The organism is Mumia xiangluensis (assembly GCF_010994095.1).
Classification (GTDB): Bacteria; Actinomycetota; Actinomycetes; order Propionibacteriales; family Nocardioidaceae; genus Mumia; species Mumia xiangluensis.
Map to the genome: position 1 here is coordinate 136,068 of NZ_WJYO01000007.1, position 13,466 is coordinate 149,533.

General features: G+C 70.9%; 13 protein-coding genes. 7 read left to right on the forward strand and 6 right to left on the reverse strand.

From position 1 onward, the window contains the following. The first annotated feature begins 31 nt into the window (after positions 1 to 31). The 6 genes from GH747_RS20460 (at position 32) to GH747_RS20485 (ending at position 5,386) form a co-directional block, all read left to right on the forward strand. Positions 32 to 1,030, forward strand: a complete 999-nt coding sequence (locus tag GH747_RS20460; protein WP_149771489.1) for a zinc-binding alcohol dehydrogenase family protein — start codon at positions 32 to 34, stop codon at positions 1,028 to 1,030. A 65-nt stretch (positions 1,031 to 1,095) separates the two neighbouring features. Further along, a complete protein-coding gene (locus tag GH747_RS20465) occupies positions 1,096 to 1,611 on the forward strand; it encodes a hypothetical protein (protein WP_149771490.1) in 516 nt (171 codons plus the stop codon). A gap of 4 nt (positions 1,612 to 1,615) precedes the next feature. Continuing rightward, positions 1,616 to 2,635 carry a saccharopine dehydrogenase NADP-binding domain-containing protein gene (locus GH747_RS20470; protein WP_149771491.1) on the forward strand — a complete coding sequence of 340 codons (1,020 nt, stop codon included), beginning with the start codon at positions 1,616 to 1,618 and terminating at the stop codon, positions 2,633 to 2,635. A 59-nt stretch (positions 2,636 to 2,694) separates the two neighbouring features. Beyond that, positions 2,695 to 3,882 carry a sensor histidine kinase gene (locus tag GH747_RS20475; protein ID WP_149771492.1) on the forward strand — a complete coding sequence of 396 codons (1,188 nt, stop codon included), beginning with the start codon at positions 2,695 to 2,697 and terminating at the stop codon, positions 3,880 to 3,882. Then, complete coding sequence (locus GH747_RS20480) at positions 3,879 to 4,562, forward strand: helix-turn-helix domain-containing protein (RefSeq protein WP_149771493.1); 684 nt, start codon at positions 3,879 to 3,881, stop codon at positions 4,560 to 4,562. Before GH747_RS20475 ends, GH747_RS20480 begins: the two co-directional genes overlap by 4 nt. A 101-nt stretch (positions 4,563 to 4,663) precedes the next feature. Continuing rightward, positions 4,664 to 5,386, forward strand: coding sequence for a cutinase family protein (locus GH747_RS20485; protein ID WP_149771494.1), 723 nt, complete (start codon positions 4,664 to 4,666; stop codon positions 5,384 to 5,386). A 5-nt stretch (positions 5,387 to 5,391) separates the two neighbouring features. Here GH747_RS20485 and GH747_RS20490 read toward each other — a convergent pair whose 3' ends face one another. The 3 genes from GH747_RS20490 to GH747_RS20500 all read right to left on the reverse strand — a co-directional run bounded on the left by GH747_RS20490 (position 5,392) and on the right by GH747_RS20500 (position 8,978). Continuing rightward, complete coding sequence (locus GH747_RS20490; protein WP_149771495.1) at positions 5,392 to 7,617, reverse strand: glycoside hydrolase family 15 protein; 2,226 nt, start codon at positions 7,615 to 7,617, stop codon at positions 5,392 to 5,394. Between the two features lie 84 nt (positions 7,618 to 7,701). Beyond that, positions 7,702 to 8,433 carry a GAF and ANTAR domain-containing protein gene (locus tag GH747_RS20495; protein ID WP_149771496.1) on the reverse strand — a complete coding sequence of 244 codons (732 nt, stop codon included), beginning with the start codon at positions 8,431 to 8,433 and terminating at the stop codon, positions 7,702 to 7,704. Positions 8,434 to 8,552: 119 nt separating this feature from the next. Then, positions 8,553 to 8,978: an Hsp20/alpha crystallin family protein gene (locus GH747_RS20500; RefSeq protein ID WP_149771497.1), complete on the reverse strand. Its 426-nt coding sequence runs from the start codon at positions 8,976 to 8,978 to the stop codon at positions 8,553 to 8,555. A gap of 131 nt (positions 8,979 to 9,109) precedes the next feature. Between GH747_RS20500 and GH747_RS20505 the strand changes: the two genes are divergently transcribed. Then, positions 9,110 to 9,403, forward strand: coding sequence for a MerR family transcriptional regulator (locus GH747_RS20505; RefSeq protein WP_149771498.1), 294 nt, complete (start codon positions 9,110 to 9,112; stop codon positions 9,401 to 9,403). A 4-nt stretch (positions 9,404 to 9,407) separates the two neighbouring features. Here the strand turns inward: GH747_RS20505 and GH747_RS20510 are convergent, their stop codons facing one another. From GH747_RS20510 to GH747_RS20520, 3 genes are all read right to left on the reverse strand, one after another. Beyond that, entirely contained in the window at positions 9,408 to 10,061 is a 654-nt protein-coding gene (locus tag GH747_RS20510; RefSeq protein WP_163695849.1) for a GAF and ANTAR domain-containing protein, read from the reverse strand. A gap of 160 nt (positions 10,062 to 10,221) precedes the next feature. Continuing rightward, the gene (locus GH747_RS20515) at positions 10,222 to 10,605 is read right to left on the reverse strand and encodes a YciI family protein (RefSeq protein ID WP_149771500.1); all 384 of its coding nucleotides are present in this window, start codon (positions 10,603 to 10,605) and stop codon (positions 10,222 to 10,224) included. Positions 10,606 to 10,659: 54 nt separating this feature from the next. Next, complete coding sequence (locus GH747_RS20520) at positions 10,660 to 13,374, reverse strand: glycoside hydrolase family 3 protein (protein ID WP_149771501.1); 2,715 nt, start codon at positions 13,372 to 13,374, stop codon at positions 10,660 to 10,662. Positions 13,375 to 13,466 lie beyond the last annotated feature (92 nt).

The window sequence follows — 13,466 nt, forward strand, 5'->3', positions numbered from 1 at the left end:
GCACCACGTCGGCGCGGCAGAGGAGTGCTGCATGACCGCCACGATGCGAGCCGTCGTCCTCGACGAACCCGGACCTGTCACCAACCTCCACGTGCGCGAGCTCCCGGTGCCCGAGCCTGCGCCTGGTTGGGTGCGGATCAAGGTGGAGGCGTTCGGCCTGAACCGCTCCGAGCTCCACACCAGGCTCGGGCTCGCCGAAGGCGTCACGTTCCCCCGCGTCCTCGGTATCGAGGCGACCGGGGTCGTCGACGCCGACCCGACCGGCACCTTCGCCGAGGGGCAGCAGGTGATGACGATGATGGGCGGCATGGGGCGCACCTTCGACGGCGGGTACGCCGAGTACACGTGCGTCCCGGCCGAGCAGGTCATCCCGTTCCGCTCGGCGCTCGATTGGGCGAGGCTCGGCGCGGTACCCGAGATGCTCCAGACCGCGTACGGCTCGCTCACCGTCGGCCTCGATGCTCAGCCCGGCCAGAGCATCGTGATCCGTGGCGGCACCTCCTCCGTCGGCATGGCCGCTGCCGTCCTCGCTAAGCGTCACGGCATGACCGTGCTGTCGACCACCCGCAGTCCGGCCAAGGCCGACGCCCTCGTCGGGATCGGGGTGGACCACGTCCTCGTCGACGACGGTGCGGTCGCCGACCAGGTGCGCGAGCTCGTGCCCACCGGCGTGGATGCCGCCCTCGAGCTCGTGGGCACGCCGACCCTCCCCGACACGCTGCGCGCGACGCGCGTCCACGGCGTCGTCTGCTTCACGGGCATGCTCTCCAACGAGTGGATCGTCAAGGACTTCTATCCCATCGGCTACCTCCCTCAGGGCGTACGCCTCACCGCGTACTCGGGCGAGGCGAGCGACCTGCCGCGCGAGACCCTCCAGGGCTATCTCGACGACGTCGCGGCCGGGCACGCGAAGGTCCCGCTCGACCGCGTCTTCGACCTCGACCACATCCACGAGGCCCATGCCCTCATGGAGTCCGGAGGCGCCCGAGGGAAGCTGGTCGTGGTCACCAGGGATCGGGACGGCGTGTAAGAGCCGCGAAGGCGAACGCCCACCTGCACCGCGGCCTGGGCCCGTCCGTGGCCTACCCTGCCGAGATGTGGGCTCGTCGGTGGATCGCCGCGGGCGCGGCATCCGTCGCGCTCCTGTCCCTAAGCGCGTGCACGGTGGAGCCGGGAGGCGTTGCCGCAATCGGGGTCGACGCCTCCGGGCAGCCCGTGGGCTACCTGCTGATGTGCGAGGGATCGGTCGACGGGGCCACGCTCTACCACGACACGTCCGCGGAGGACGACTCGTCGGTGACGGACGGCACCTGGGCCGCACCGGAGCCTGTCACCGCGGCCGCAACGTGGTCGTTGACAGCACCGACGGACGGATGGGTGACCGAGGAGCCGCTCGCTGCGATGACCGAGGACATGTCGTACAGCCTTTACGGCTGGTCGCGCGACAACGACTGGTCGGCCGCCCACCACTCATTCACGCTCGCCGACCTTGAGACGCTCGAGCCGGGCGAGGTCGCTTTCACGAAGGTCACGGACGACGGCGAGGAGACGACACGGGTCATTCCGGCAGGCGACCTCACTCCCGCACTGTGCAGCGACCTCACATACTGACCTCATGCCTACCCCCTCCTCCGGCCCAGTCGTCGTGTACGGCGCGTACGGCCACACGGGCCGCTTCATCGTCGACGAGCTGGTGCGCCGTGGCCACGCGCCGATCCTCTCCGGCCGCGACGAGCATCGCCTCGAGGCGATGCTCGAAGGCCGACCCGACCTGGAGATCCGTCCGGCCAGCATCGACCAGCCCGGCACGCTCCGCGAGGCGCTGAGCGGCGCCGGTGCGGTCATCAACGTCGCGGGTCCGTTCCTCGACACTGCGGTGGCAGTATCCGAGGCAACCGTCGCCGCGCGAGCGCACTACCTCGACGTCACCGCGGAGCAGCCCGCCGTCGAGGCGGTGTACGCCGCGCGAGCCCGTGACGCGGCAGCGGCCGGGGTCGCCGTCGTACCCGCGATGGCGTTCTACGGCGGCCTCGCGGACCTCCTCGTGACCGCGCTCCTGGCAGGGTCGACCGAGCCCGCCTCGGTGACCGTCGCCATCGGGCTCGACCGGTGGTGGCCGACCGCCGGCACACGGATCACCGGCAGCCGCAACACCGCCCGCCGGCAGACCATCGTCGACGGTGCCCTGGCTCCCCTTCCCGATCCTGCGCCCACCACCTCCTGGCGCTTCGCCAGCGTGCTCGGCGAGCAGGAGGTCGTCGCGCTGCCGTTCTCGGAGCCGATCCTGCTCGCGAGGCACCTCCCGGTGAGCAGGCTCGACTCCTACCTCAACACGTCGGCCCTCTCCGAGCTCCGCAGCGCGGACACCCCGCCCCCGTCGGCAACCGACGACAGCGGGCGCTCGGCCCAGCAGTTCGTCGTGGACGTGGTGGCGGAGACCGGGTCGGGGACGCACCGGATCACCGCGAGCGGACGGGACATCTACGCCATCAGCGCACCGCTCGTCGTGGAGGCGGCCGTACGCCTGCTGGACGGTCGCGCGAACGCTGCGGGCGTTGCTGCGCCTGGCGAGGCGTTCGACGCGGCGGACTTCCTCCAGGCCCTGTCACCCGGCCCGCTCACGCTGCTGAGGTAGCCAACTCGACCCTCACGTCGACCGAGTTCTGCCACGATGTCCGACGTGAGGAGTCACCGGTGACATCGCCGTCGGCTGACGTGTCGGCGCCAGAGCGGACCTCGGCGCGTCGGGCCGAGCGAGGGATCGCCCTGGTCGCTCCCGCGATGCGGGGCGTGGTCCTGCTCCAGATCGTCCTCAGCACCGCCTCCGGCGTACGCCTGTCCGACCATCCCAGCGCGTACGCGGCACTGACCGGCGCCGTGGTCGTGGTGTCCGTGACGCTCGTCGCCCAGTGCCTGCTCTCGGGCACGGTACGCACGGGCGTGTGGCGCTACCCCGACCTCACGCTCGCCTGGCTGGCGATCCCGGCGATGAACCTGCTGCTGCCGACGTCGCACGTCGTCGGCACCTGGGAGTCGTGGGCACCCGGCTACGCGATCAACGTGGCGGCGCTGGCAGCGACGTGGATGCGGCCGGCGGTCGCAGTGACCCACGCCCTCGCCCTGGGCGGTTGGCTTCTCGTCTGGACCTCGGCGGTCGACGTCGCGTCGTGGGAGACGAGCCTCGGCAACGCCTTGACGATCCCCGGCTATGCGATCGTCGTGGCGCTGTTGGCGCACTACCTGCGGGAGCTCGCGGCCGACGCCGACCAGTCTCGTGAGGACGCCGTCGCCGCGACCCGTGCTCTGGAGCTGCAGCGCTACCAGCTCACCGTCCACGACGCGTCGAGCATCCTGAGGCTGCTGTCCGACGAGGAGACCCCGGCCGCGGTGCTGCCCGGCCTGCGGGTGCAGGCCGACCGGGAGGCCCGCCGTCTGCGCAACTATCTGAGCAGCCAGCTCCAGCAGCCCTCGGACCGCACGCGGTGCACGGTCGGGACGATGCTCGCCGCGGCCCTGGAGGGGTTCGACGACCTCCCGCTCGAGCTGGCCGTCGAGCTGGGCGCGCACGTCGAGCTCAGCGAGGACGTCTGGACGGCGAGCCGCGGGGCGGTGGCAGCGGTGCTGCACAACGCCCGGATGCATGCCGCCGCGCACCAGGTGGTTGTCCACGCCGACACCGACGGCGCGACCTGGGAGGTCGTCGTGTCGGACGACGGCGTGGGCTTCGACCAGGAGAACCAGACCCTCGGGTTCGGCCTCGACACCCAGGTGTGCGACGCGTTGGCGGGATGCGGCGTTGCGGCGGAGATCCTCTCGTCACCGGGCCGCGGGACCTCCGTCACGATCGTCGGGCGCGTCGGACGCGGAGAGGACGCACCGTGACCGAGCGACCGGTGCCGGACGTGGTCGTGCCACTCCCCCGGGTCGCCGTCATCGACGACAGCACGGTGATCCGCGGCGGCTTCGCCACGGTCCATCCAGGTCTCGACGTGGTGGCGACGTACGCGAGCGTCGAGGAGTTCGAGGCCATGCCGGTCGACTGCGACGTCGTGGTCCTCGACCTGCTGCTACGAGGCCCACAGGGAGTGGCATCGTCGACCAAGCAGGGGCGCGCCGCGATCCGAGCCGTGCGCGACCTCGGTCATCCGGTGTGCCTGTACACCGACGAGCGGAGAGCGATCGTCCTCGCGCTCTGCCTGCGAGCCGGCGCGAACGGCGTCGTGCACAAGTCCGACCCGCCGCAGGTCGCCGTACAGGCCGTCGACGACATCCGGCACGGGCAGGTGGCGATCACGCAGTCCCTCGTCGGGCTCACCGAGATCCTCGACCGACGCGGCGCCTCGCTGGATCTCAGCCCGCGACAGCGACAGGTCATCTCGGCCCGAGCACGGGGTCGGCACTGGGGTGACATCGCGACGACGCTGTTCATCACCGAGGACACCGCTCGTGAGCACTACCGCGCTGCGTGCACGAAGCTGCGGGTCTACCTCCAGCACGCCAGCCCGGGCGACATCGAGCGCGCGGTCGGCGCCGCGCCGGGCGACGTCCTCGACGAGGAGTGAGTCCGACCCCCCGTTTCCGGGGGTTACGCCGGTCCGGGATCGCCACGAGGGTGAGGTGACCGGTCCGTACCGACGCGGGCCTTCGGGGAGAGGAAGCCGACATGATCGGATCGAGGAGAATCCATCGTGCCGCTCTCGGCGCGGTCGCGGCGACGATGGCAGCATCGGGCATCGTGGCAGCGAACGCACCAGCCGCGAACGCCGTCACCTGCAGGGCGTACACGGTGATCGGTGTCCGGGGAACCGCCGACGGGGAGCGGACGTCCATGGGCACCCGTTTGCCCACCGCCGTCGCCGCGTTCAGGGCCAAGAAGGGCACGGCCAACGTCACGAGCGACTACGTGTACTACCCGGCGGCGATCGAGTACATCATCTCGATGCGGGACGGCCGCAACAACCTGAAGGCCAAGATCAACACCTACCTCGCCAGCTGCAGCACGACGAAGATCGTGCTGTTCGGCTACTCCCAAGGAGCACACGTCGTCGGGGACGTGGTCGTCGGCATGACGAGCGCGCAGCGTGCTCGCCTGCACGGGATCGGCCTGATCGGCGACCCGATGTTCAACCCGGCGCTCCGCGGCAAGGTCTCCAAGAACTCCTCGACCCGGGGCGGCATCATGGGCCGGCGCGCCTCATGGCCGACCGGTGTCTTCGTCTACAACGTCTGCAACACCGGTGACCAGATCTGCGCCAACAGCGGGACCAACGTGGTCGCGGCGGCGGCCGGTGCGCCGCACCAGCAGTACACGACCACGACGTACTCGCCCGTCTCAGGCACCTCCGGCGCCTACGCGATCGGCTCCCACGTGGCCACGCGTTCCTGACCGCGTCAGGGGAGATAACGCCGGGCGACGACCGCCTGCTGGTCCGCCGGTCGGCCGAGCTGCATGGACCACGCGAGCCGGACGAGCACCCCGTGCGACCACACGAGGGGCGTCGCGGCGCGGGTGCCTTCCCCGGCAGTGCAGCACGGCTGACCTGTCGGCGGACGGCCGTCCCACACCTGCTCGGAGATCATGTCCCCGCCGTTGCCGGCGGCGGCCACAGCGGCAAGGTACGACGATGCGTCGCGGCCGGCGGCCACCTCCTGCTCTCCGCGCTCGCCGGTGAGGATCGGCCAACCGCGGCCGAGCGTCGTGAAGGTGCCCGGCTCGGTGATCGTCCACTGCGTGCCGTCGCGGGTCTCGCCGTACCCGTCGAAGCTGAACCGCCGCCAGAAGGGGCCGTTCGGCGTCTGCACGCGCAGCTCGTCGTCGACGACCGCGAGCGACGACGCGACCGCCGGGTCCGTGGCCGGGAGGATCCCCCACCGGGTGAGGGCCAGGAAGCTGGGGTCGACGACGCGGCGCTGGTCGACCTGCAGGGGGCCACCGTCGCCCATGTCGTACGGCGAAGCGGTGTCGGGCTGGCCGTTCTTGGTGAGCCTCAGGAAGTACGGCTGCGTCGACAGGGGGCCGGTGGTGGTGACCGTCCATCCCTTCACCTGTGCCGCCCAGCTGTCGGCGAGCTCCAGCCACCGACGGGCGGACGCCTGGTCGCCGTTGCGGCGGGCGATGTCCGCGGCGCAGACGAGGCCGGCGATCTGCGCGGCGATCGAGTTCGGCGAGTAGCCGGCCTGGTTCTCCCAGCGCTCCTGCGGCGAGAACGGTGCGGCAAGCCCGGTCTCCTCGTCACGGAACCGGACGAGGAAGTCGGCCGCCCGCTTCACACCCGCGTACGTCGCGGGGCCGGTCTTGCCGGTCAGGCTCGCGAGGACGATCGGCAGCGCCACCTCGTCGAGCTGAAGCTCGGACCACACCGGCTCGCCCGTCACGTCCGAGTTCTGGGGGAAGGAGCCGTCCGGCTTCTGCTGGACCTGGAACAGCCAGTCGACGATCCGGCGCGCGGCCGCACGGTCTCCCATGGCCCACATGGCGCTGCCGAACTCGTACGAGTCGCGCGACCAGACGAGGTGGTAGGCGCCGGACGGCGAGGAGAGGTCGGGCACCTCGTCGCCCCACACCCAGGGCGCCGACGGCGAGGCGACGACGGCGCCCGGGTTGAGCTTGTCCTCGGCGGCCGCGAGCACGAGTGCCGAGGCGAGATACTCCCGCTTGACGGATTTGGCGGTCCGCGGCACGGGCTTCAGCGAGGCCAGGTAGCGGTGCCAGCCGCGGTCGTACCGACGCTCGATGCGCGACCAGCGGCTCCGCGCGCTCGCTCTCGCGGTGGCTCGCGCGGCGGCGGGCCGTCGACCGAACCCGAGGGTGACCGTCGCCCTCTGGCGGCCCGGCAGTCCGTTGACGCGACTCACGCGCGCGGTCTGCACGACGTTCCCGGGCCCCGCCGAGCGGTGCCGTCGGTCGAGGTCGTGGTCGCGGCGCAGGTCCCGCCAGCCGTCACTGGCGCGACCGACGTAGCCGTTGCTGCGCGCCCCGAAGCGGGGCCTCGCGCGCACTGCGGTGGCGACCGCGCCGTCGCTGGCCACCAAGGTGCGTCCGGCCGTCCAGGCGCGGTCGTCCATGCCGTTGTTGGTGAGGGCCGGGTCGTGCCGGACGTACAGCTGGTAGCGACGCCCGTCCAGCGACCGCAGCCGCACCCGGAGCACGAGCGCGTCACGGCGCGGGTCTGTGACGACACGCTTCGTCACCCGGTAGCGCCCGGCTCGGCCACCGATCTGCTTGAACCGCAGGCTGCGCGCATCGGGCCGGGTCGTGGAGGGCCGCATCTGGACGGACTCGCGATCGGTGAAGGTCGCGCCGTCGGTGACGACGAGCTCGAGGCTGCGCACGCTCGGCGTCGACAGATCCGGGTAGAACACCTCGCTCACCCGTCCCCGTTGGAGGGTGAACCACACGTTGCTGCGCCGGGACCGCGCGGTCCCGAATCCCGTCTTGTCCGCCTCCGTCCAGGTGCTCTTGAGACCCGGGCCGTCGGGCGCGGGGGCGCGGGGCGCTCCGGCCGCCGGAACGGCCGCGAGGAGCGAGGCGCCGAGCACTGCAGAGACCGCGACTGCGGTGGCCGCGGCGATGCGACGTGAGGACGGGCGACGTGCGGACGGGCGACGTGCGGACATGGTGACCTCCGAACCACTTCCCGGAGTGGTTCCCCACGACCCGCGTCACAAACCACCTACACGTCGACGCGGGCTGTGTCGACGTCAGAAGGCGGCGCCGGCCGCCTTCGGATCCGTGCCCGTCAGGTCCGATGGGCGCGTCGCGTCCGGCAGCCTCCTCGTCTCCACCAGCAGCTGGGCGACGTGCCTCAGCTTCATGTTGTGGTGCTGGGAGTAGCGCCGGAGGACCTCCAGCGTCCGGGGCTCGTCCAGGCCGAAACGTTCCATGAGGATGCCCTGCGCCTGCCCGATGAGCTTGCGGGCGTCGAGCGCGATATGAAGGTTTGCCTCGGTCTCGGCCCGCGCGAGCGCCACCGCCGCGTGGCGGGCGAAGAGGTGTGCCAGTGCCACGTCGTCGTTGTCGAAGTGCCGTGGCTCCCTGGAGTACAGGGAGACCACCCCGATCCGGCTCGCCTCCGGAGCCAGGCTCACGGCGAGCAGGCTCGCGGCGCCGAGCCCAGCGACCTTGGCGCTCCACGTCGGCCAGCGCCGGTCGTCCGCGAGCTCACCCAGGCGCAACGTCTCGTCCCAGGAGTCGCTGAGGGTCGGACCCTCGCGAAGCTCGCTCTGCAGCTGGTCGGCGCGCCTGGCGATCAACCCGGTGGCCGCGACCGTCTCCAGTGCGCCGGCCCGCCGGATCATCGTCACGCCGGCCTCATCCATCCCCAACAGCTCGCAGAGAGTCTTGATCACCTGGTCGGCGGTCTGCTGCGGCGTGTCGGCCGCGTGCAGCTCTTCGACGAGATCGGCAAGCGCGTGGTGGTCGAGCGATTCCAACGGACAGCCTTCCTGCTCGAGGTGGTCGTTCGTGAGAGGCGCAGCGCAGGTGCCGAGCCCGAGCCGTCGGCCCGGTGTTGTGCGACACGGGCTGACGGCTCGGGCTGGCAGCGAGAGCTCTACGCCGAGATCGCTTGCGTGCTCTCGCCGTCGTGCGCGACGGCGATCTTGCGCGGTTTCGCCTTCTCGGCGACCGGGACGGTGACCCGGAGGACGCCGTCGCGATAGGCCGCGCGCATCTGGGAGCTGTCGAGCGTGTCGCCCAGGATGACCTGACGGCTGAAGACACCACGCGGACGCTCCGACGCGATGAGCTCGCCAGCGCTCTCCTCCAGGGGACGACGGTCCGCCCGGACTGTCAGGACGTTGCGTTCGAGGTCGAGATCGATGGTCTCCACCGCGACGCCCGGAAGGTCGAACTCTGCGACCAGCTGGTCACCGTCGCGCCAGGCGTCCATCGGCATGACGGCGGGCCTGGCTGCGGTCCCGAACACCTCATGGGTGAGTCGATCGAGCTCTCGGAACGGGTCAGTGCGTACAAGCACCTTGATCACCTCCACCAATCATCAGTGAGCTGCCTCAACGGCAATCAGACCTATAGTGGCTGATACAGTTTTGATATATCAGAAGACATACCCCCGCGCAATACCCACCGAGCGAGAAGAAGGGGAACGGCATGGCCCGCGACCAAGGGCTCGGCGTCTACACCATCTCCGTGGCGGCCGAGCTCGTCGGGACGTCGATCCAGAACGTGCGAGCCTACGACCGCGCCGGACTCGTCGAGCCGCTCCGGACGGCCGGCGGGTCGCGCCGCTACAGCGAGCGGGACATCGCTCGGCTCCGTCGGGTCGTCGCCCTGCTCGATGAGGGACTCAACCTGGCCGGCATCACCATGGTGCTCGCGCTCGAGACGGAGAACGCACAGCTCCGGGCCCAGATCGACCCCGACTCGGACGGTCACCGTTCCTGAGCCGTCATCGGCCCGAGAACGTGATGCGCCGTTCCACGACTGCTGACGCGATGTCCGACAAGGTCGACTGTTGGCCGAAGGCGTGGGCGCGCAGGACGGCCAGCGCGTCTTCGGGGCTGACCTTCATCTGTGCGACGACCATCCCGGTCGCCTGGTGGATCCGCGCGCGCGAGGCCCAGGGACCACCGGCGAGATCCGGCGCCGCCGCGTCCTGGTCGTTCACCAGGGCGGTCCCGACCACGTCGGCGAGGAACTGGAGGTCGTGCCTGGCGAGCGAGAGCGGCGTCCGTGACTGCGGGCTCTGGTACAGCGTGATCACGCCGAGCACCGACGTGTCGGAGTGCATCGGCACAGCAACGACCAGGGCGCTCTCGACGATCTCCCGCGCGGCCTCCACGAACAGCGGCCAACGCGACGGCGCATCGCCGGGGACCTCGCACCGCTCGATCTGCCCGGACGTGGACGCGGTGTGTCCGGGGCCTTCCCCGAGCACCTCCTGCAGGTCCTCGAGCTGGTCCGCGACCTCGTTCGTCGCGCACAGCGTCACGCGGTTCGCGCTCTCGTAGTGCACCGTGATCGCTGCCCCGTCAGCGCCGGCCAGCGTGCGGTAGGACCTGCACAGACGTCGACTCAGCGGCTGGTCAGGATCCCGCCTCACGCCAGCCACGTCGTGAACGCACGAAGCGTCTTCTGCTCCGGAGCGATGCCTCTGTCGCGGCGACGGCCACCTGGTCTCGAGCCCATCGGACACTCCCTCCACCAGCGGAGAGGTACCCAGACAGACGCCGACCACGCGCCGACGCATCAGCGCGTCGCGTTCAGTCGTCGGGCATCGTCCGACGGTCGCCGACGGTGCCGGCGGCGCGTGGGAAGGCGATCGAGCCGGCTCCCACCCACCACTCCATGACGTCGTACGCGAGGCGACCGGCGAGGACGGACGGGTCCTGGCCTGACAGTCGTGCGGCTTCCGCGGGGTCGCAGGCGAAGATCGACATCCCGCGGTACGACGGGTCGCTCTGCTCGTCGAACGGCCCGTTCGCCACGACCGTGCCTCGCTGCGCCAGCGCGGCGCGATAGGCGAGATGACGCGTCTGGAGAGCCGCGAGCTCGTCGTCCGACAGGTCTGGCGCGTCGGGAGGACGGCGCAGGATCACGAGCGTGTAGACGTCGAACTCGTCGGGGACCAGCGGCTCGCCGGGCATGACAAGGACGATAGTCGTGCGTCTCCGTGGCGCGACCCGGTCTTGACCTCGCTCTCACCGCACCGTGATCGCTCCTGCGAGCTCGATGTCCCGTGCGGAGCTCCCGACGAGCAGCCGGACGCGCCCACGCGGCGTCACCCAGGAGCTCGACGCGTCGTCCCAGTACGACAGGCTGCGACGCGAGACGGGGATCCTGACCCAGGCCGCCCGCCCGGGCCGCAGCGTCACCTTCGCGAAGCCGACGAGCTTGCGGGCCGGTGCGTCGAGACCTGGCAGCGGACCCGCGTACAGCTGGACGACCTCGGCGCCCGTCCGCCGCCCCGTGTTCCGGACCCGGACACGCACGGTCGTCGACTCCCGCCGCCCCTCAGCACGCAAGGTCGACGTCCGCAGGCCGCGGTACGAGAACCGCGTGTACGAGAGACCGAAGCCGAACGGGTAGAGCATCCGCGTCCGCGAGGCGATGTATCCGCGGTAGCCGATGTTGACGCCCTCGCTGAACTCGACGGTCGTGTCTCCGATGTTGTCCCACGGGTTCTCGATCCCGGGCGGCAGCTGCTGCTCGCTGACCGGGTAGGTCATCGGAAGCCGGCCGGACGGGTTCACCGCACCCGTCAGCACGCGCGCGAGGCTCGATCCTTCCTCCTGCCCGCCGGGGTACGACTGGACGACGGCCTCGACCTGCCCGCGCCACGGCATGGTCACAGGACCACCCGAGGAGAGCACGACGACCGTACGAGGATTCACGGCCGCGACGGCCGAGATCAGGCGGTCCGCGCTCTGCGGCAGCTTGAGCGACACCCGGTCGCGCTCCTCGGACTCGTAGGTGCGCGCGTAGACGACGGCCACGTCGGACCGCCTCGCCTGGCGCACCGCCTCCGCGATCGCCGGCGACACCGCTCGGCGGGGCGGGCTCCACTGCAGGAGCAGCGATCCCGGCTGGAGTGCGACCAGCGGCTGGGTCGCCGCGTACTCGATCCTCAGGTCGTACGACTCCCCCCGCTGCAGCGACACGGTCGCCTCGACCGCCTGGCGGCCGGGACCACCGGTCATGTCGATGATCTCCTCGCCGTCGAGCGTCGCGGTGGCGTCGCCCCAACCGGTCAGGCCGAGCCGGTAGTCGCCCGTGGCGGGTGCGGTCAGGGTCCCGGTGTAGGCGACCGACTGCCCGGCCGCAACGCCGGTGCCCCCGACGTCGGGCACAGGTGGCACCTGGGACGAGTACAGGTTCGCGAACGCCGGCACTCCTGCGGTGAATCCCGTGTCGTAGAGCACCTGCGCCTCGGTCCGCGTGACGGGGTCGCCGGAGAACGTGGTGTTGCCGTAGTGCCGGGCCGTGAGCCCGTCGCCGGCGCCCCCTTCCGGGCTGAGGACGGTGGACGGCACCGCGGTCATGTCGGCGGTCTCGATCATCGAGGTGCCGTTGACCATGTCGTTCCCGGCGGCGTAGCGCACACGCATGCCGGTCCTGCGGCCCACGTCGCGCATCGCGTCGAGCAGGCTGACCTCGTACGTCGGCTTGACGGCGAACGAGCCACCGAGCCGGCCCGTGACGTCGGCGTCGGCGCCGATGACCACCGCAGACCTGACGCGGCGCCGCAGAGGCAGGACGCCGTCGTTCTTCAGCAGGGTGATCGCCTGATCCTCGACGCGGCGAGCGAGACGCCCGTGCTCTGTCACGGGGATCGACGTCATTGTGTAGTCGCCCTCGAAGACGCCGATCGCGAACATCGTCCGGAGGATGCGCAGCACGGAGCGGTCCACGAGGGACTCCGGGACGCGTCCGTCCTGGACTGCGGCGAGCAGGGCGTCGCCGTAGAAGGCGTCGGTCCCGGTCTCCATGTCGGTGCCTGCCTCGATCGACGGCTCGGTCGAGTGGATCGCTCCGAAGTCGGTGATCACGAAACCGGTGAAGCCCAGCTCCTCGCGCAGGATGGTGTCGAGCAATAGGTCGTTCTCACAGGCGAAGACGGAGTTGACCTCGTTGAACGAGCACATCACCGAGCCGAGGTCGGCCTTGGCGATCGCGTCCGCGTACGGCGCCGTGTACACCTCCCGCAGCGCACGCGGGTCGATGATGCTGTCCTGCGCGTTCCCGCGGTCGACCTCCTGGGTGTAGCCCGCGTAATGCTTCAGGTTCGCGATGACGCTCTCGTCCTGCACGGCGTCGACGTACGGGGTGGTCAGCTCCGAGGTGAGGAACGGGTCCTCGCTCATGCCCTCCGCGATGCGGCCCCAGAACGGCTGGCGCCCCATGTCGGACCCCGGGCCGAGGAGCATCGCGTGCCCCGTCGCCTTGGCCTCGACGGCGACCGCGCGTGCGTAGCGGCGGGCCAGCCGCGGGTTCCACGTCGCGCCGAGTGCCGCCCCCGCCGGGAACGCGGTGGCCGTCTCCCCGGTGTCGGGCAGGGTCCACCCGCGGGCGGCGATGCCGCCGCCGGCGTCGGCCATGCGGAGCTCGGGGATGCCGAGGCGTTCGATCGGCGCGTTGTAGAACGCTGACGGGGCCTCGCCCTGGTCGCCGGTCGTCAGCTCGACCTTCTCCTCGAGCGTCATCTCCTCGAGCAGAGCGGCGGCGCGGGCGTCCGGAGAGAGGCTGGCGTTGGTCCAGGGCTGGTCGTCCGGACCTGCGGCGGGCTGGGTGGCGCTCGACGGCGACATCAGCGCCGCGGCGAGGGCTGCTGCTGTCCCGGCGACGAGGACCGCCAGCCGTCGGCGTCCTCTCGGGCGGTAGGTGTGGGGCGTGGCGTGATCGACGATCTCGGACATGGTGCACCGGCTTTCGAGAGGAACAAGTAGTCCACTACCCGGTGTGACCTGGATCACACTGCCCGGCGTCGAGTTTTCTTGAGCCGTCGCTC

Excerpts from the sequence above, each read along its gene's own strand:
- GH747_RS20470 (WP_149771491.1), top strand. The coding sequence starts at position 1,616 with ATGCCTACCCCCTCCTCCGGCCCAGTCGTCGTGTACGGCGCGTACGGC.
- GH747_RS20515 (WP_149771500.1), bottom strand. The coding sequence starts at position 10,605 with ATGCCCGGCGAGCCGCTGGTCCCCGACGAGTTCGACGTCTACACGCTC.
- GH747_RS20485 (WP_149771494.1), top strand. The coding sequence starts at position 4,664 with ATGATCGGATCGAGGAGAATCCATCGTGCCGCTCTCGGCGCGGTCGCG.
- GH747_RS20460 (WP_149771489.1), top strand. The coding sequence starts at position 32 with ATGACCGCCACGATGCGAGCCGTCGTCCTCGACGAACCCGGACCTGTC.
- GH747_RS20465 (WP_149771490.1), top strand. The coding sequence starts at position 1,096 with ATGTGGGCTCGTCGGTGGATCGCCGCGGGCGCGGCATCCGTCGCGCTC.
- GH747_RS20490 (WP_149771495.1), bottom strand. The coding sequence starts at position 7,617 with ATGTCCGCACGTCGCCCGTCCGCACGTCGCCCGTCCTCACGTCGCATC.
- GH747_RS20505 (WP_149771498.1), top strand. The coding sequence starts at position 9,110 with ATGGCCCGCGACCAAGGGCTCGGCGTCTACACCATCTCCGTGGCGGCC.
- GH747_RS20520 (WP_149771501.1), bottom strand. The coding sequence starts at position 13,374 with ATGTCCGAGATCGTCGATCACGCCACGCCCCACACCTACCGCCCGAGA.